This is a genomic window from Alkaliphilus pronyensis (assembly GCF_009017275.1).
Classification (GTDB): Bacteria; Bacillota; Clostridia; order Peptostreptococcales; family Natronincolaceae; genus Alkaliphilus_C; species Alkaliphilus_C pronyensis.
This window is the reverse complement of sequence record NZ_WBZC01000015.1, coordinates 13156-31853: the sequence shown is the minus strand read 5'-3', so window position 1 is coordinate 31853 and position 18698 is coordinate 13156. Positions and strand designations below refer to the sequence as shown.

Annotated in this window: 19 protein-coding genes; 8 read left to right on the top strand and 11 right to left on the bottom strand. The window is 31.5% G+C overall.

Annotation, left to right across the window (positions count from 1 at the left end):
* Positions 1 to 2 precede the first annotated feature (2 nt).
* Positions 3 to 203 carry a helix-turn-helix domain-containing protein gene (locus F8154_RS05490; RefSeq protein ID WP_151860604.1) on the bottom strand — a complete coding sequence of 67 codons (201 nt, stop codon included), beginning with the start codon at positions 201 to 203 and terminating at the stop codon, positions 3 to 5.
* 248 nt (positions 204 to 451) lie between these two features.
* On the opposite strand from F8154_RS05490, the gene F8154_RS05485 reads away from it, so the two are divergent.
* The 3 genes from F8154_RS05485 to F8154_RS05475 are packed head-to-tail and all read left to right on the top strand — an operon-like array spanning position 452 to position 2939.
* Positions 452 to 589 (top strand): hypothetical protein, encoded by a 138-nt coding sequence (locus F8154_RS05485; RefSeq protein ID WP_151860603.1) that lies wholly within the window; start codon positions 452 to 454, stop codon positions 587 to 589.
* A gap of 15 nt (positions 590 to 604) precedes the next feature.
* On the top strand, positions 605 to 2707 hold the full coding sequence (locus F8154_RS05480; RefSeq protein ID WP_151860602.1) for an HAD-IC family P-type ATPase: 2103 nt from the start codon (positions 605 to 607) through the stop codon (positions 2705 to 2707).
* 43 nt (positions 2708 to 2750) lie between these two features.
* Positions 2751 to 2939 carry a hypothetical protein gene (locus F8154_RS05475; RefSeq protein WP_151860601.1) on the top strand — a complete coding sequence of 63 codons (189 nt, stop codon included), beginning with the start codon at positions 2751 to 2753 and terminating at the stop codon, positions 2937 to 2939.
* A gap of 101 nt (positions 2940 to 3040) precedes the next feature.
* Here F8154_RS05475 and F8154_RS05470 read toward each other — a convergent pair whose 3' ends face one another.
* The gene (locus tag F8154_RS05470) at positions 3041 to 6118 is read right to left on the bottom strand and encodes a cation-translocating P-type ATPase (RefSeq protein WP_151860600.1); all 3078 of its coding nucleotides are present in this window, start codon (positions 6116 to 6118) and stop codon (positions 3041 to 3043) included.
* Between the two features lie 257 nt (positions 6119 to 6375).
* Between F8154_RS05470 and F8154_RS05465 the strand changes: the two genes are divergently transcribed.
* The 5 genes from F8154_RS05465 (at position 6376) to F8154_RS05445 (ending at position 9598) form a co-directional block, all read left to right on the top strand.
* Positions 6376 to 7011 (top strand): hypothetical protein, encoded by a 636-nt coding sequence (locus tag F8154_RS05465; protein ID WP_151860599.1) that lies wholly within the window; start codon positions 6376 to 6378, stop codon positions 7009 to 7011.
* Between the two features lie 95 nt (positions 7012 to 7106).
* Positions 7107 to 7373 carry a hypothetical protein gene (locus F8154_RS05460; protein WP_151860598.1) on the top strand — a complete coding sequence of 89 codons (267 nt, stop codon included), beginning with the start codon at positions 7107 to 7109 and terminating at the stop codon, positions 7371 to 7373.
* An 86-nt stretch (positions 7374 to 7459) separates the two neighbouring features.
* Entirely contained in the window at positions 7460 to 8944 is a 1485-nt protein-coding gene (locus tag F8154_RS05455) for an HMA2 domain-containing protein (protein WP_151860597.1), read from the top strand.
* A 13-nt stretch (positions 8945 to 8957) separates the two neighbouring features.
* A complete protein-coding gene (locus tag F8154_RS05450; protein WP_151860596.1) occupies positions 8958 to 9188 on the top strand; it encodes a hypothetical protein in 231 nt (76 codons plus the stop codon).
* A 14-nt stretch (positions 9189 to 9202) separates the two neighbouring features.
* Entirely contained in the window at positions 9203 to 9598 is a 396-nt protein-coding gene (locus F8154_RS05445) for a hypothetical protein (protein WP_151860595.1), read from the top strand.
* A gap of 75 nt (positions 9599 to 9673) precedes the next feature.
* Here the strand turns inward: F8154_RS05445 and F8154_RS05440 are convergent, their stop codons facing one another.
* The 9 genes from F8154_RS05440 to F8154_RS05400 all read right to left on the bottom strand — a co-directional run bounded on the left by F8154_RS05440 (position 9674) and on the right by F8154_RS05400 (position 18604).
* A complete protein-coding gene (locus tag F8154_RS05440; protein WP_151860594.1) occupies positions 9674 to 10252 on the bottom strand; it encodes a zinc dependent phospholipase C family protein in 579 nt (192 codons plus the stop codon).
* A gap of 311 nt (positions 10253 to 10563) precedes the next feature.
* Entirely contained in the window at positions 10564 to 11676 is a 1113-nt protein-coding gene (locus tag F8154_RS05435; protein ID WP_151860593.1) for an MGDG synthase family glycosyltransferase, read from the bottom strand.
* A 42-nt stretch (positions 11677 to 11718) separates the two neighbouring features.
* On the bottom strand, positions 11719 to 12549 hold the full coding sequence (locus tag F8154_RS05430) for a YitT family protein (protein ID WP_151860592.1): 831 nt from the start codon (positions 12547 to 12549) through the stop codon (positions 11719 to 11721).
* Positions 12550 to 12687: 138 nt separating this feature from the next.
* Positions 12688 to 13218, bottom strand: a complete 531-nt coding sequence (locus F8154_RS05425) for a phosphatase PAP2 family protein (RefSeq protein WP_151860591.1) — start codon at positions 13216 to 13218, stop codon at positions 12688 to 12690.
* A gap of 131 nt (positions 13219 to 13349) precedes the next feature.
* Positions 13350 to 13838 carry a methyltransferase domain-containing protein gene (locus F8154_RS05420; RefSeq protein WP_151860590.1) on the bottom strand — a complete coding sequence of 163 codons (489 nt, stop codon included), beginning with the start codon at positions 13836 to 13838 and terminating at the stop codon, positions 13350 to 13352.
* Positions 13839 to 13878: 40 nt separating this feature from the next.
* On the bottom strand, positions 13879 to 15024 hold the full coding sequence (locus tag F8154_RS05415) for a glycosyltransferase family 4 protein (RefSeq protein ID WP_151860589.1): 1146 nt from the start codon (positions 15022 to 15024) through the stop codon (positions 13879 to 13881).
* Positions 15025 to 15100: 76 nt separating this feature from the next.
* The gene (locus F8154_RS05410) at positions 15101 to 15583 is read right to left on the bottom strand and encodes a ribonuclease H-like YkuK family protein (protein ID WP_192930173.1); all 483 of its coding nucleotides are present in this window, start codon (positions 15581 to 15583) and stop codon (positions 15101 to 15103) included.
* A gap of 131 nt (positions 15584 to 15714) precedes the next feature.
* On the bottom strand, positions 15715 to 17496 hold the full coding sequence (locus F8154_RS05405; RefSeq protein ID WP_192930172.1) for a GGDEF domain-containing protein: 1782 nt from the start codon (positions 17494 to 17496) through the stop codon (positions 15715 to 15717).
* A 259-nt stretch (positions 17497 to 17755) separates the two neighbouring features.
* Positions 17756 to 18604, bottom strand: a complete 849-nt coding sequence (locus F8154_RS05400) for a patatin-like phospholipase family protein (RefSeq protein WP_151860586.1) — start codon at positions 18602 to 18604, stop codon at positions 17756 to 17758.
* Positions 18605 to 18698: the final 94 nt, after the last annotated feature.

The following is an 18698-nucleotide window of genomic DNA, read 5'->3' as shown; positions in this document are numbered from 1 at the left end:
ATTTAAGATCTTAATATTAACTCATCTACCTTAACCCCTAGTACAGAAGCCAATGAAACCACCTTGTTAAAGGCAGGGTTATGCTTTGTTCCCCTCTCTAATTCTTCTATATAGCTTTTTGAGATATGTGTTAAATTAGCAATATCAAGAGTAGTATATCCTTTAACATTACGTAGCTCACGAAGTTTTAAACCATTTAACATAAAATCCCTCCTAAGAATTAATATAAGCAGAAAACTATTAGTACTGGTGGCAATAATATATAGCTAATTACATCTTAATTCTATAAGATATGTTATAACTAATCATTAAAACTAGATTAAAAGTTAGTTAAGTACAATTAATTCTTTTATGCATATTTTCTTATAGATTGGTAAAATTATAAAGAAAACTTAGTTCAGATAGAGTTTTAACTCCACCAATAACATTCATTAAGGAAAGAAGGTATTATATGAAAAAGCTTTGTGGTATTTTGTTACTTATATTAGGGGTAGTTGGCATAATTATGCCAATTATGCCGGGCTGGATATTTATTTTTATTGGCTGGGCAATACTTAAATCGACACCAAAAAATATGTTTGTATATTAATAAAGGAGTGAAGTTATGGAGGTAGTAAGCTTTGTTCCTGGAAGAGTTAGATTAAAATTAGATATAATACGTAAGAACAACGAGCTTTCACAAGGCTTTAAGCTGTACTTTAAAGAGCTAGAGGGTGTTGAAGGTGTTAAAGTAAACCCTATAATTGGTACAGTAGCATTAAAGTATAATCCCAGCATAATTGATGTTAATACCTTAAAAAGCAAGGTTAGTAGTATAGCTGATTCTAATGGGAAATATCTAGAATATATTAGTGAGGATTATAAGGACTACCTAAAGGAAGAAAGAAATCTACAAATAGCCAAAAATAAAATGCTGATATTTGGGTCCATTTATTTACTATATAAAATAAAACAGTATTTCTTCGGTAAGTTCTTTATAGGTAGTAGCCTCCCTGTGTTAAAGGTGGCTGCTGCAATTACACTAATTAAGGGTTATCCACAATTAAAAGCAAGCTATCACAAGATAGGAAAGTATTTCCCTACAAATCCTGATAAGCTTTTGTTGGTGGCAGGTACTGCTCTTACCTTGTCAAGAGAAGGCAATAAAGGTACTATGCTTCTGTTTTTAAAGGCCTTTACCGATGCATTACAATCCTACTCTAGGCTTCAAATAATGAGAATTCTCATAGAAAACAAAGGCACTCACAATTCCCTTGTGTGGTATAACCATAATGAGAACCAGTATCTATTACCTATACAGTACCTAGAGGAGGGGGATGTAGTTACCTTTCATCAAAATGATACTATTGTAGTTGATGGTATTATTATGGAAGGAAACGCATTGATAAACCACTTATATTACTCTGGTCAGCCAGAGATTAAGAGGGTTAGGAAAAACACCAATGTATATGATGGGATGGTTGTTGTTTCTGGTAATATTAAAGTAAAGGTTAAAAGGATACCAGATAAAGCTCCAAAATCAGACCTTATTTTGAATAGCTTAAATATCGGAAAAAGAGTTAAGAGATATCAAGAAAAATCACTATATTTTGCCTCTGCTTTAGCTTTGTTAAGTCTTATGATAACAGGTAGTTCATTGGCAGCCTTGTCAGTATTATTGCTTATGACTCCTTCAGCCTCAAAGGTGGCTTTAAATGCAGGTATAGCCAACTACTTAAAGCTACTTATGAAAAACAAAATTATTTTGAGGAATATCAATACCATAGAAAATGTTGTTAATGCAAACAGTATTGTGTTTGACAAAACCGGTACCTTAACAGATGGTAACTTAAGAATAGGTAAGATAGAGATTTATGATGACAAGTACACCCAAGAGGATATTATTCAAATAGCAGCCTCCTGTGAGGGCAACATATATCATCCAGTGGCCTCTGCCTTTACTAAGGGTAAGGAGAAGCTAGAATACAATAATGATACTATTTATATTCCCTCTAAGGGAATTATCTCCAATTACAAGAGCCATAGAGTTGTCATGGGAAATGCCAGACTTATGATGAAGGAGAAATTTTCTTTAGTTAATGAAAAAAAATCAAAGGATAAGCAGCTAAACTATTATATTCCTATATATTTTGCTGTTGACCATAAGCTAAGGGCTAAAATCCTTTTGATAGAAGATATGGAGGTTAATTCTCCACAGCTGATAAGGCAAATAAAAGGCTTAGGTATTAATGACATATCAATAATTAGTGGAGACCTAAAAAGGAATACAGAGAATATAGCTAACTCGCTTGGTGTGAAAAATTATATTGGAGGCTTATCTCTTAATGATAAGGTTGAATATATCAAGGATAAAAGAAAAAACAATACTGTAATAATGGTTGGTGATGGTATTAATGATACCCTTGCTATGGAGGAGGCGGATGTAAGCATCTCCTTTGCCAATGGAGCTAGCCAGCATACAATACTAAAATCAGATTGTCTGCTTATGGAGAAGGATTTACTATTAGTTGCAAGGTTAATTGAAATAACAGAAAAAAGCTACTATAAAATTCAACGAAATATTGACTTTAGTCAAAACTATAATTATGTTTTTGGTATTTTGGCTGCTTTTGGATATGTAGGTCCATTTAAAGCCAAAAGTCTCAATACATTTAACTCAATATTATCAATATTTAATAGCATAAGGGTGTCATCAAAAACCATATAAAGAAAACTTATAATATAAAACAATAGCAAAGAGGTGATAAAACATGAAAAAACTATTAAGCTCCTTCACTGCAGAGGGCTTATTACTGGGTCTTGGTTTAACTTTATTAAGCTATATGATTACACCAATTATTCAAGATTTAATAAGTGAAGCCAAAAGTAATAAAAAGCTGATGTCTAATATACATGGTAATGAAGCTAAATTAGTCTTAGATAAAACCTCACTCAGATAAGAATTAAACAAATAAAAAACTCCCTACCCACAGGTTATAATACATACTGTAGTAGGGAGTATTTTTATATTGAAATTTAATATTCTTTAGAGCAGATGGCTTTATGCAGGTATAGGCATCATTCTATTAGTAACAAGCCTCGTAGCTTTTTCTTTAATATAGTCTAATCTACCAATAAAGGTAGCCATAAATAATAGTGCTATCCAATCTATTATTGAAAGTGGGCATGTTCCAAATAAATGAGCTATAGCAGGAATATAAATACTTCCAACAAGTATCAAGGTGGAAATTCCTACAGCAGGTAGCAAATACTTATTCTCAGTTATGGTTTTTTCTCTGCAATCAAACACATGTAGCATTTGATTAACAACTATACCAGCATATGCTAAGGTTCTGGCTCTAGTAATATTACCTGTGAATAGATAGGTTCCAGTAAATAATCCCAATGCACTTAATCCCATCAGTAACCCCCTTGAAATAATCTTCTTTAATAGGGGTTTATCAAATATGCTTTTCTTTGCATCCCTTGGTGGCTCCTCCATAATATTATAGCTTGGAGAATCTAGCCCTAAGGCAAGTGCTGGTATTCCTTCAGTTACTAAATTAATCATTAATATTTGACTAGCTATTAATGGAGTAGGCATTCGCAATAAAGAAGCTGTTAATATAGTAAATACCGCTCCTATATTGCCTGTAAGAACATACCTAATAAACTTTTTAACATTACCACTTATACCTCGTCCCTCTTCAATTGCCTTTACAATAGTTGTAAAATTGTCATCCACTAAAATGATAGATGCAGCTTCTCTAGTTACATCTGTTCCTGCTTTACCCATTGCTATTCCAATATTAGCTTCTTTAATAGCCGGTGCATCATTAATGCCATCACCAGTCATGGCAACTATGTGACCCTTGTTCTTTAGGGCCTTTACTATCTTGAGTTTTTGATTTGGCGATGTTCGAGCAAAAATTACTATATCATCGATTATGTCTGTAAGTTCTTTATCTGAAAGCTGATCCAGTTCTAATCCAGTTAATATGGTTCCACCCTTATCTAAAAGGTTTATTTGCTTGCCAATAGCTAAAGCAGTCTTTTTATGATCTCCTGTAATCATGACAACCTTAATACCAGCTTTATGACATTTCTTTATTGATGAGGCTACTCTAGGTCTAGGTGGATCAATTAATCCTGTTAAGCCTAAAAACACAACATCCTCCTCAATCTCATCCTCTGTATCTGGTATTGTAGACAATTCCTTAAAGCCAAAAGCCATAACCCTTAGGGATTTTTCTGCCATATTATCAATATACCTATTAATGGCATTTAGATCATCAGATGTAATTTCTCTAATTATTCCCTTTTCATCTAATAGCTTATTGCATTTATTTAATATTACATCCGGTGCCCCTTTAATGTTTACTGTATATTTATCCTCATGATCCTTACAAATTACAGTCATTTTTTTAATTTCCGAGTCAAAGGCTAACTCCTTTACCCTTGTGTAGCAATTCATATGATCTATCTTAAGCTTTGCTTTTTCTGCTAACACCTTTAAAGCAACTTCTGTAGGGTCCCCTAGCATTTGAAATTCTTCATTATCCTTTATTTTGTAATGGGCATTATTACATAGATAGGCAACTGTAATTAACTGCTTTAGGGTTTTATCCCCTTCAACATCAATAGCTTTATCCTTATGATAGAAATCTCCATAAGCTTTATTAGCATCTCCACCAATTTTGTATTCTTTATTAAATGTATATACCTCTGTAACAGTCATTTGTCCTGTTGTTAAGGTACCAGTTTTATCTGTACAGATTATATCGGCACAGCTTAGGGTTTCAACACTAGGTAGCCTCTTTACAATGGCCCCTTTTTTACTCATTCTCTGTACTCCAAAGGCAAGAGAAATAGCTAAAACAGTGGATAGACCCTCTGGTATGGCACCTACTGCTAAGCTGACTCCAGTTCTAAGCATTTCAAGGAAGGGCTGTCCTCCCAAAACTCCACTTATTATTACCCCTATAGAAATACCTACACAACCCCATGTTATTACTTTAGCTAATCTGTTCAGATCCTTTTGTAGAGGAGTTAGTACTTCCTCTGTTTCATCAATAAGCTTAGCTATTTTACCCATTTCTGTATTCATACCTGTATTTACCACAATAGCCTTACCGTTACCCTTTATAACCCTTGTTCCTAAAAACACCATATTCTTTCTATCTGCAAGGGGTACATCCTTTGTATAATTAATTTTGTAGGTTTTTTCAATAGCTTCTGATTCTCCTGTTAATGAGGCCTCATGAAGCTGTAGGTTGGAGCTATTAATTAGTCTTGCATCTGCTGGAACAATGTCTCCTGCTTCAAAGCAAATAATATCTCCAGGTACTAAATTTCTTGATGGTATAATTTTAGTTTCACCGTCTCTAATTACCTTTGAAACTGGAGCAGTGTATTTCTCAAGTGCCTCCAATGATCTTTCAGCCTTATAATTTTGCCATACTCCTAGTATTGCTTCAACAACAACTATTGCAATTATTGTAATAGCATCTGCCACCTGCCCGAGGAACATTGATGCTCCACTGGCCGCCAATAATAGCTTCATTATATAATCATTAAACTGCTGAAAGAACATTGATATAACTGACATTTTTTTCTTTCCCTCAAATTCATTATAGCCTATGGATTCTAATACCTTCAAAGCCTCTGCTTCCTGTAAACCCATATCAATATCTGATTTCAGAAGAAGCTTTATCTCATTAATGGACATTTTATAAAAGCTATGATGGTCTAAGGTATTTTTTCTGTAGGGTTTTTTATAGTTAGCTTTTAAGGCAATTATATTATCCTCATTACCAATAGCTTTTTTTAGTGGCACTACACTATCTTTAGTTACTGATATAGAAGCTTTAGTTTCCTCTTCTAACGTCAAGGTGGTTTGATAGCTCCTTATTATATCCTTAACTACATTGAAAACTTCCTCAGCATTCAATGCCTTGTCATTAAATATTACTAATATAGTACTACTATAGATATTAATAATTGCCCTGTTAATATCCTTTACCTCAGCCAACCCTTTGTAAATACATCTGGCTATATTGGGGTTTTGGTATAACTCACTGCTTTTAAACCTTATTCTCCCTGGAATACTTGACAAAACATAAAAATTAATTTCCTCCATTGCCTTTACAATCCTCCTACTCCTACATAGATGAAAGCTTTATATCTTAGTAACGTTACTATTACTCCCACTTCATAATGGAAGACAAGTGCCGTCAAGCTTCGATATAAGTGGTACTAAATTTACTTTTTTTTAACATTGGGTTAAAACATATAAATATATTTAGCATAAACTTAACATAAAATACATTCTTATTTAATATAAACCCTTTATAATTTTAATATACTTTATATTTTACATTAGAGAGGATAGAAAAAATGAGGAGCTTATCTATAGTCACTAAATCACATTTCATTAACAACACCTTTAGCTTTATAGATGAAGAAGTTAACCAGTACTTCTTAAAAATAGAAAACAAACTACTAAAAAAGATTAGCTTAAAAAAGGGTTTATACAATATAACTAAAGATGATATTGTTAATCAAGTAACTAAGAATAAAGATTTTTATGATATGTTAGCTTCAATATCTGAAACCTTAAATATTGAGTTTAAAAGCCACAGCGGATATGTTCCCTTTACACTTTCCATAAAGGATGAAAAAATAGTAAATTGCAATTTTAACTCATCTTTAGTTAATCAGTATAAGCTTTCCCATATTATAGCTGATAAAGGTGAAAAGTGTTTAGGTGATGTTATAGAAAACTCTTTATTAGGATTCTACAGCAATCAGTTAATAGAAGTTATATATAATGAAATAGATTTTACCGATATAGTAATGGATGTTTTAGATGTTAGCTTTCATAGTAAGAGGGTTTTTGATAAGCATAATAAGGATGTTGGAAATAGAATTAAGGGAATTTTATTAAACATTAAATATAGATTATTAAAAGCAATTAAGGAGCAAATTCATATATATCTTCAATCAGCCCATGAATATAGAAAAAATGCATAAGAAAGAAATTTAAAACCTCAACTGAGGTTTTTTTTTTACGAATAATTTTATTGTAACTGTTAATACTTTAATTAAATAAAATACTTTGCAGGAGGATGAATAATTTGGAACCAATAGGTATTTTCTTTGGAATAGCAACTTTTTTTGGTGTATCTGGCCTATTGAAGGTCACAAATAAACCTATTAGAAGGGCTGCTGTTATGGTTACAAGTCAAATGTTTAATGCAGTTGATGCAGCTAAGACTACAGCCCACACTATTAAGGAGGAGTTTGAAGATATAATAGCTGAAGCTCAATATGAAAACATGAAGAGACAGCAAAACTTAACAATGGAGCAAACTATTGATAAAGGAGGTAAATAGTATGTCATTAATACTAAAAATATTTTTAATAGGGGGTATTTTTATCTTAAGCTCTAATCTTATTGGTATGGTTATGGGCATATAAAATGAATATTAAAGTTCTTTCCCATATACCAGGTAGAATGAGATTAAATATTAAGGGCTTATATAAAAATAGTAATTTGTTAGAAGCTTTTGTTTCAAAGCTTAATAGTGAACATATTTATACTGTAAAGCCAAATATATATACCTCTAATATATTGATAACTTATGATAAGAAACACCTTAAATCTATAGAGATCCTAAACTTAATACATCAAATAAATAAAGATTTATATAGTCATAAAAAAGAAACAGGCTTTAATAATGACTTTCCACCATTAAAGACGGAAAGCATAACTAGGACTATTGAATCCTTTGTTTTTGGCGGAGTTTGCGCTGGTCTTTTGCTTAAGCCAATAATTATTTCGATGTTTACACCTAATGGCTTAGCAAAAAGTATATTGTTGTTAGCTTTAGGATATCCACTAATTAGAAAATATGCTGATGCTATTATAAAAAACCACAGCTTAAAATTAGGCTTGTTAGGTATTGGAGTTATTGGATTACCTATACTAATGGGACAAACCTATACAGCTCTTGTAGTTTTAACTGTATTATATTTGAGTAATATAGTAGATATACTTTTAAGTAGTTACTTTGAAAAAAAGCTTTACAATCAATCGAAAAATTTATACACATCAATGGATTATGGTTGTGAAGCTTGTAATAAAATAAGCATTAGTACACCAATTTTAACTGCTGTTAATAAAATTGAGAGCCTTAGCTTACTACTGGCCTTAATAATTATGGCTGTTACTAATAGTCCCCTGGTGCTATTAACTATTATGGTTTTATCAATACTAAACCCCGTTAAGCTAGGTGTTAGTTTACCCTATAAAGCAGCCTACTACAACAGACTAAGCCATAACATTCTACTTTATAATATTGATAGCCTCCTTAACATTGAAGCTATTGATACCGCCGTATTTATTATTAGTAATACTCAATATATAAATCCTACAATAATTGAAAGCATTAGAGAAAGAGGAGTTATAGATATTCGAGTTATTACAAGCATTAATAGTGCTAAATTAAACAAGCTTGCAGCAGATTTAGGAATAGAGATTAAATATTATAATCCAATATTAGAAGATTTGTTAAAAGAGCTACAGATTATTAAAGATAATATGAAAACCATAGCTATTATTAGTAACGACGAGAAATTAATGGAAGCAATTGTAGATAAAAGTAATAGCTATCATATTAGCATTGTTATTAAAGAGGACTTTAATAAAAAGCTAAATAATTTTGATATTGTTATTCTTGGTAACAATATTTATATGTTAGGGGATTCCATAGACTTTATTAAGTATACCAATGAAAAGGTATTACAAAATCAATTGCTATCCTTTTGGAGCTATTTAATAGGTATACTTTTTACCTATAGCGGTGTTTTACCATTATACACTTGGTTACTGGCTATATTTAGCAAAGTCTTTGTATACTTTAATTCTCTAATGCCTCTAAAAAATGGATATAGTTATAGTTAAGGGGTGATGAATTTTGGATAAGAAAAATGTAAAAACTAATATAAATGAAGCACTCACTCAGTTAAAGGAAAACATGGAGATATGCTTTAAGCATCTCGAAAATAATCCTAATGATACTAATGAGATAGTTGATATGTGGAAGGAGTTTGGAAATGACTTTATAAAGGAATCTATAGTAATGAGTGAAAAGTATAGTAACAAATCTATAATAAAAGGAAATACTAAAATGTTGATATTTAAATGATAGGAGGAAACATAATGAATTTATTAAAGCCATTTGGTAGTCAAAATTTTATATTAGGAGTGGGTATAGCCGCCCTTAGCTATTTATTGGGACCTTCTTTAAAACAAGGTGCAAGAACTGTTGCGGTTAAAGGAATGCAAGGAGCCATGATGGCAGGTAATACTGCAACTAATATGATGGAATCTGGCAAGGAGAGTATGGGCAACTTATTTGATAGTATGACTGGCCATCAAAAAGACTATATGGAGATGGAGCATAATTTTAGACAAGATTTAATAAAAGAAATAAAATCCGATAGAGAGGAATTTAATAGTGCTTTAAAGGAACTATCTACAACAATGAAGAGTCTTCAATCAGAGGTTCAAGCCTTAAAGAAAACAGCTAATGATGCTAAGCTAAAGGACAAATAATAAGTTGATTAAATAAAGATAATTATCTATATTGCTTAGATATATTATCTTTTTTAATGATGTTATAATAAACCACTATGCAGCTACTAGTATGCTCTTAGTTGACACTGAATTATTTAATATATAAACACTTATTACTGTAGATACCCTTAAAGCGAAAATAATATCATTTTCCATACTGGGCTCTTGCTTCTTATACTCATTCTCAAGAGAATAAATTGAATTAAGAACGGTATCCTTCATATACCTATTAATGTTTAGCTCTTGAAGATTCAGTTGCTTTTCCTTTTCCATTTTCTTAAAGGTTTTATGTAGCTTTAGTTCATATCTTATATGGTTAATTCCTCCATTAAATTTATCTAAATTATAGTAGTGGGCACTACAGAAAAAATCTGATAGGAAGTGATTTATAACTCCTAAGCTTGAAGAGAACTTGTTTTTGTCCTTTATCTCAGATGTTAAAAGCTTATCTATCTCTTTAATAACAAAGTATAAAGAGTCCTTCATACGATGAGACTTCTTTAACAGGCTATATACAATATCAGGCTTCATGTTTCCGAATATAAAACTTGTTCTATTGAGGTTCATGTTAGTTAATTCATTAATATTATTAAAAACTTTTTGTCCTATTAGCATATGAGTTTCCATAATCATACTACCAACTCCTCTCTAAAACTGCCTCTACTAAAGTAATAAAGTACCTTCTATATACATTATAGATTTCTAATATTAAGTATCAATTAATTTAGTTTTAAGATATTGTTATTTTCTAATTAACAACCTCCTATCAATTTACAAAAAATAAAAAAGAGTATCTTAAAGGGGGGAACGACACTCTTTTACTCTATATATAAATTATGTTAGCTATTTCTATTCAATTCATTTTGATTATATTATATCAATACAATTAAATAAAAATGTTATATGGGGGTAAATAAAACATTAAAAAACTATTAAATGTTTTATTATAATGATCTTCTTAGGGGAGCTTCTATATAATTTGATATAATTCTACATATATTGCTTGCTGCAAAGGGCTTACTGTATAAGCTAGATTTTTTCTTCATAGCTTCTAGCTCCTCAGCAGAAGACAGTAGTTTGCTAGTAATCGATATCAGCTCTTCTGATTTTTTAACCCAAGTAGCCCAACCCTGTTGACAAACAAATCTAGCATTTTCTTCCTCATGTCCTGGTATTGGTTTGTATATAATTGTTGGCAAACCGCTTATCTGAGCTTCTGTTAAGGTTATAGCACCAGCCTTTGATATTAGTAAGGAGGACTTCTTCATTAGGGTATGGATTTCATCAGTAAAGGATATAACTTTCCATCTGTCCTTTGTTTTATTCTCAATAGACTTTAAAATGTCTTGATATAAACTCTCATTTTTTCCTGTTATCACAACTGCCTGAAAGGGCAATTGAATTTTTTCTAACTCATCAACAATGCCCTTTAGTGGACCTATACCGAAGCCCCCTCCCATAACCAAAACCAAAGGTTTTTCACTAATATTTGAGTTATGAAGGCTATTCTTCATATTGTTTGATGTAAATGACTTTTTAATTGGTAGACCTGTATTAAATATATTTTTTGAAGGAAACTTGTTTTTTTCAAGCTGCCTTTTAATTTCTGGACTAGCAACAAAGTAGCCTGCTACTTTAGGGTTAAACCAAAAATGATGATATGCATAATCGGTTATGACTGTATAGGCAGGAACTCTTAATTTATTATTGTTATAGCACATGGCAGGTATAGGATGTGTAAATATAAAGGCATCCGGCTGAAATGAGCTTTTTATGTTTTTTAATATTTTTAAGGATAAGAAGCTTAAAAGATTCACTATTGAGTTGGTTTTTTGATAATGCTGTGACCAATGAAAAACTTTACTATACAAGTATGGAGTTTTAGATATTACTTCAAGATAAACACTTGTAACTAATTGATATAATTTACTATCGTCTAATATGTCAAAAACCTCTACACAATTGTTGCTATTTTCATTTAGTAAAGCTTCCTTTAGGGCAAAGGCAACTGAGTTATGACCATGGCCTATTGAAGCTGTTACTATAGCTATTCTCATATATATCCTCCTTAAAGAATGAAGTATTGCTTTAATATATTCTTATTTATCTATTGCTTCTTCTATTACACTTTCAAAACCTATTCCATTGCCCCATACCCCCATTACTGGAAGCACATTTACAAAGGCATCTGAATCAGTCACAGAAATAAACCTTTTTATTAACATACTTTCTCTAGGGGAGCAAACTGAAACCAATTTTTCTCTGGTAAGGTTTGTGTATCCACCCTTAATTTCATAGGTGCTTATTCCTCTTCTTATATTGTTCATGATATAATCGGCTATTTCATTATTTTTATCACTAATCACTTCTATCTTAACATACTTTGAGCCAAAATCAAAAAGAACAACATCAATTGATTTCATCATAACTATTTGAGCTAACACTGCATATAATGCTATATTTTCATCATATATAAATGCTGATGCCAGTATAATAAAAACATCTATACATAAAAGAATTTGGCTTATGCTAATAAAGGGAGCAATTCTATAGTGAAATATTTTTGCTACTGTATCTGTGCCACCTGTAGAAAATCCCCTTTTTAAAACTAATCCACAGCCTATACCACCAATAATTCCAAAATAAACCGATGCCAACATAGTGTCATTTCTTATAAAGGAAACATCTAGAGTTTCAAATAATATAAGAATTAACGGGAATATGATAGATAATAGTAATATTTTTTTTGCTTCCCTTCTTCCTAATGTTAACCAGGCACTTATAAAAATCAGAATTGATATGGTGTAGTAAATGTAGGTATATTTTATACCAGTTAGTTTATCAAGCATAATAGATATTCCTGTAACTCCGCCTGATACTAATCCATTGGGCTTTAAGATTGAGGTTATAGCAAAGGCCAAAAGATACATCCCACCATAAGAAATACAAAATCCAAAGCAATTTTCTTATAGTCTATACTTTTTTTCATATATTATTCTCCTTACTTAAGATGATTTTAACAAGTTGTCAAGAAGGGTTATTTCTTTTAAATGCTATTATACTAAACCCTAAATCAAACCCAGAATTACCAGTAGCTTAGAGGTTGAAAATGCAATTATTGCACCGATAATAGTATCTGTAGGGTAGTGAACACCTAGGTATACTCTTGAAAATCCTACCATTATTGCAAGCATAAGAAAAATTAAGCCTAGGGATGGAATATGTTTAGCAAGTACTATAGCCATTGTAAAGGCAGCACAGGTATGTCCAGAAGGAAATGAGTAGCTGCAATTGGGTGGATTAATAGGTATTATGTCTCTAAGGGTAATATAGGGTCTGGGCCTGTTTACAGTTTTCTTTATAAACTGAACTATCAGTAAGGTGGTTAAAAGGCATATAATCATTTTACCTCCAATTAGTCTAACTTCTTGTTTAGGGTAAATAAATAAAGATAATGAAAGCAGAGTTGTAAAGGTAGTAGAACCTAAATGGGTAATGTATTTCATTAAAAAATCCAAAGAGTTGCAATGTATTTTTCTGTTAAACAAGTAAAATAATGATATATCACTTTTTCTAACAAAACCGCCGATTGCATTCATTTCTTTCACATCCTTTCTTAATTAAATTATATTTATATTATGTTAAAGTATAATGATAGGATGGTTATGTTTATGTAAAATACTTAAAGTGGACAAGTATATTATATAGCTCAATTAAGGAATATATTTAACTATGCATTAATTACTTGTCCAATTTTCCTCTGTAGTGCTATGGCTACAGGCAGTCTTACATACCTTGGTAGCCTATTATGCTTTTTCCTAAAGCTTAGAAAAATCCTTCTATGCTCAAATATATTGAAAACTGCACACAAATCCCACAGGGGAGGTACAACTATTGTTACCTCTTTTCCAACACGCTGCAATTCATTGAAAAACATTAGGGGATCTTCAACATGCTCAATTGTATGGGAGCAAAGTATGCTATCAAACTGTTTATCTTCAAAGGGTAAGTTGTATATGTCCTCTATAAGCTGAAAAGAGGGAACATCTGTATGCATAAATATATCTGCATTAACCCCTCCGCCATCAGTTTTACCACAGCAGATATTTAAGCCCCATTTCTGCTGTTTTAGAATTCTTTTCTTTAAAATACAATAGCTTAGATAATGGGCTAGATATAATAAACATCCAATAGTAGCTATAATTATTAAGATTTTCATGGTAGCCTCCCTTTTAGTGCATTCGTATTTTGTTATGCTATTATGCCGATAGGTTGTTAATTTTATGATGAAAGTTTTCAATTACAGATTTATAGTTCTTGAACAATTTTTGAAATACCTTGTTCCAGCTTTTACTCATGGCATGCTCTCTGGCATTATTAGCCAAGCTCACCCTTAGCTTCTCATCTTTAAGAAGCATCTCTATCTTATTTGCCATATCAATACTATCTTCCTTATTAAAAACTAAACCGTTATTACCATTCTTCAGATTTTCCTTTATTCCTCCCTCAAAGGGTGCTACTACAGGTAAGCCTGAAGACATTGCTTCTAAAATTACATTGCCATAGGTTTCTGTACTAGATGGGAAAACAAATATATCTGATGATCCATATATTTCCTGAAGCTCAGAACCAAATTTGTATCCATCAAAAATAACATTTTTTATATTTTGAGCCTTTAATTCATTGTATAACGGACCATCACCCACCATCAACAGCTTAAAGGGTATATCTTTTTTGCTTAAAATTTGTACTGCTTTCAATAGAACATCTAATTCTTTTTCTGGTGCTATTCTCCCTACATAGAGTAAAAGCTTTACATTGGGTGATACGTACCTTTCCCTTAAATCTTTATTATATTTAATTGGAGAAAACTCATCTGACTCTATTCCCCTATCCCATATTTTCAAATTACCTATTCCCTTTCTATCAAGCTTGTTTAATGTATCCATTGAGGGACAAAAATTTATTTCACAAAAAGAGTGAAACCAGTTAAAATAGCTCCAACAAATGTTTTCTAATATTTGGAGATTATAAAACTTAAAATATTCAACAAAGTTGGTATGATAGGAGGATACTAAAGGAATATTATTTTCTCTTGCATATTTTAGTCCCTTTAAACCAACAGAGAAGGGGGTAACTATGTGAATTATATCGGGCTTGAAATCATCAAGTGCATTTTTCACCTCTCCATACCTAGGCAGAGCTATTTTGCACTCAGGATAAAATAGAAATCTGATACTATAGAAGGAAATAGTCTCCTTAGTTTCTAATGGATTTCCTTCTGCAGGTACGAAAAACTTATATTCTATTCCGTTTTTATCCATGTAATCCTTAAGCTTTTTCAGTGTCTTTGTTACTCCGTTTATCTGAGGAGTATAGGTGTCGGTAAAAATAGCAATTTTCATGAAATCCCTCCTTCAATATCTATCCTTCAAAGAACATAAAAAAGGTTTTATTTCAAATAAACCATTTGAATATTAATTAGCCTACTATGCTGCCTCTTTTAGAAAGTCTATCAGCAATACCCGATGATGAATATGACGCTGGCTTAATACAGCATTTATAACCTAGCGCACCAACCCAACCAGCTATTTCTCTTATTAGGGATTTTGTTTCGCCACTTTCCCCAATATCTACATGTACCTCCATAGCAGCATGAACCTCATTCTTCTCTAAAAATTGCATAACCCTTCCTGCTAACTCCAGACTATATTGAGTCTCTGCAAATATCTTTCGACGCAAATCCTTAATCAATTTTAGGCTTTTAATATCATAAAAAAATATGCCTCCCTTTGATTTACGAACTATGGTTATGACAGAAACCATTTTTGTAGCTCCCCCATAGCTTTGGGAATCAGTTCCAATAGAGATAACATATATTCCTTCTAAATCCTTCTTAATGTATTCTTTAATTTTAGTGCATACTTCTTCAAATGAAAGCTCTCCATAGGTTATGCTCTTCAAACTATTCACCTCCATAAACTCTTAGTAGGCCTCTTATATATAATACTCCTACAATTCACAGTTTTAGAGGTGTTTATATTAAGAGTATTTAAAAATTATGTTAAAAAATAAGTTTTTAAAAAAAATATCACTTATTCAGTGATATCTCCAATAATATAGTTGCTTGTCCAACGTATTTTACATTTTTTCTTAATCTTACTGGCATATTCAGCAAGCTGTGAAGCACTAGCAAAGCATCTATTTTTATTGTTTACAACAGCAATAGATATGCTCATCAATGGAAATTGCTCAATGGTACCATGACGATTTTCTGCCATGATGTATCCTTTCTTTTGATCTATTTCTGAATAGTAGTGTAGTATGCTTTTATCAAACCTATCAATAATTGTCTCACATAGCTTATTAATCGTATGACTTTCAACAATTGCAACAAAGTCATCTCCTCCAATATGGCCTAAAAAGCCCTTCTCAAACTCGTAAAGAGACATACATTGCTGAATCAGATTACCTAGCATTTCAATTATTCTATCTCCATTGTCAAAGCCATAAACATCATTATAGGATTTAAAATTATCTATGTCAAAATACAAAACTGAATAATCCTCTGTAGACTTAATTATATTACTTATTTTTTGTTCTATAATAATATTCCCTGGTAATCCCGTAAGAGGATTTGCATATTTAGCCCTATTAAGCTCTATTTCCGTTGTCTTTTCTAATAAATCCTTAATTGTGGCAATACCATAATATGTATTATTTTTGGTAACAATAATATAATCATATAGGGTGTCATCATCCCTTAACATTGCAATTTTAGTAACTTGATCCAGGGGTGTATCAAAATCTATTATCAATGGTGTATTATCCATTAAAATTTCTATAGCTCTATCCATATAAATTGAGTAACCATATTGTCTTCCTAAATAACGATAAAACTTATGCTTCATTATTAGTCCCACTGGTTTATCCTTATCAACCACTGGAATACCCTGTATACCTGATTCTTTATCAAATAACATGTTTACTTCTCTTCCAACAGTATTTGAAGATACATTTGTTATAGATCTACTTATCTCTCCGATTTTGGTGGTTGTTATGTTTTGTATTCTTATATCACTTTTAATAGAGTTTCTTTCCAGTATATAGTGTTTAATATTAGAATGTGTGTAGAGTAATTCATAGGAGGGCTTTTGGATATAATAGCCTTGTCCGTAGTGTACCCCCAAGTCTATTAAAACATCTAATTCATCTTTAGTTTCAATACCCTCAGCTATAAGCTTAGAGTTTGAATTATTAGCAATTACTACTAAGGATTTTATGACGGTTTTCTTAAAGGGTTCCTTATGTATATCACGAACTAGCTCCATATTAATCTTCATATACAAAGGTTCAAGGTTTGACAGCATATTTATTCCTGCATAGCCATTAGAAACATCATCTACGGAAATACTAATGCCAGATTTTTTGTATTTGCTAATAACATTATTAAAACGTTTATAATCATGTATACCTGTCTTTTCTGTTACCTCAAATATAACATAGCAGAAATCCTTAGCCCATGACATAAACAAATCATCTAAGAGGTTTATGCCTTCTTCCTCCTTTAAGAAGCAACCTGGGTCAATATTTACAAAAAGCTTTAATTGTTCACCTTTACTTTTGAATTTTTCAATTGCCTTTTTTTTGCATATTTTTTCTAACTCAAATATTTTTCCATTCTCTTTAGCCATTTCAAATAGGCTTTGGGGCTTTTCATATGCAGTTTCTTTTGGACCTCTACATAGGGCTTCATAGCCTAATACAGAACCGTCCTTTAAGGAAATTATACACTGAAAAACATTATCAATACATTCATTATTAATAATGTCATCACAGTGGGTATTATCTAAAGCTTTTAAAATATCCTGTCCCATTCCACTCACCTCCATCGTATTTGAAAATTTATGTTACTTTTGTCCTATATATCTATTATATAAATATTTATTATTAACTGTATTAAATATTTGTTAATAATTAAAAGAAAATTAGTTGAGATGTAGTTTTTATTCCAGCTGAACTATTGATTCACTTATTTATAGGCTTAGCGACACTTATCTATACCTTAATATTCGGAAGTGTTAGTACCCATATGAAGTAAGATTATAAGCTGTAAACAGTAATGCTATGCTTATATTAAGACAGGTACTGTAGCAGAATAGGATAGCTTTTCTTAGCATCATTATATCCTAATAAGTAAATGTCCTCCAGATTTTGCTTATTGTTTTCCAAAACGCCTACCTTTAAATCAACAGTAGGACTTATAATAAATGCTCTGTTATTTTTTTCAAGCTGTTTTATTAAATCAATTTTCTTGCAATAAACACCATGACTATTTTGGAGAGACTTTATTAGCTCTTGATATTTTCTATATTTTAATAAACCTATACCCCATCCTTCCCAATAATTTTTTGTGGGGTATTGTAATGGGACTGTCAATATAACTACATTCTTTTTATTTCCATCACTAATAGATTTTTCAATTGGTATTGGATCACATATACCACCATCCAATAAGAGATTACCTTGATACTCAACCATTTTAGTGATAAATGGCAAACTACATGATGCCTTTATTATATTTAAAATATCAGTTGCTTCTTTTTTCTCAAAGTATTGGGGTTTTCCTGTCCTGCAATTGGTTGCCACCACATAGAATTCAGAATTAGAGCTGGCAAAGCTTCTAAAATCAAATTTTTCAATGGTGTTTGGAAGCTCGTCAAATATGAAATCTAAGCCAAAATAGCTACCTTTACGAAGAAGATTCATTAAACCCATATATCTTGAATCATTAACATACTTAATATGCATTATTTTGCCATAGCCCCTTTGCTGCGATACATAGGCTGCACCATTACAAGCTCCCGAAGATACCCCTATAACATATGAAAAATAAAGCTTCTTATCTAGTAAAAAATCTACTACCCCAGAAGTATATACCCCTCTTGTACCTCCACCCTGTAAAATTAAACCAACCCTCTCCATATAATCACCTAATTCCTCTTTTTTCTTAATTATTAACAGCTTATCCCTTTACATACATTAATCTAAAGAAATATGAGAGTTTAGCTGCATAATT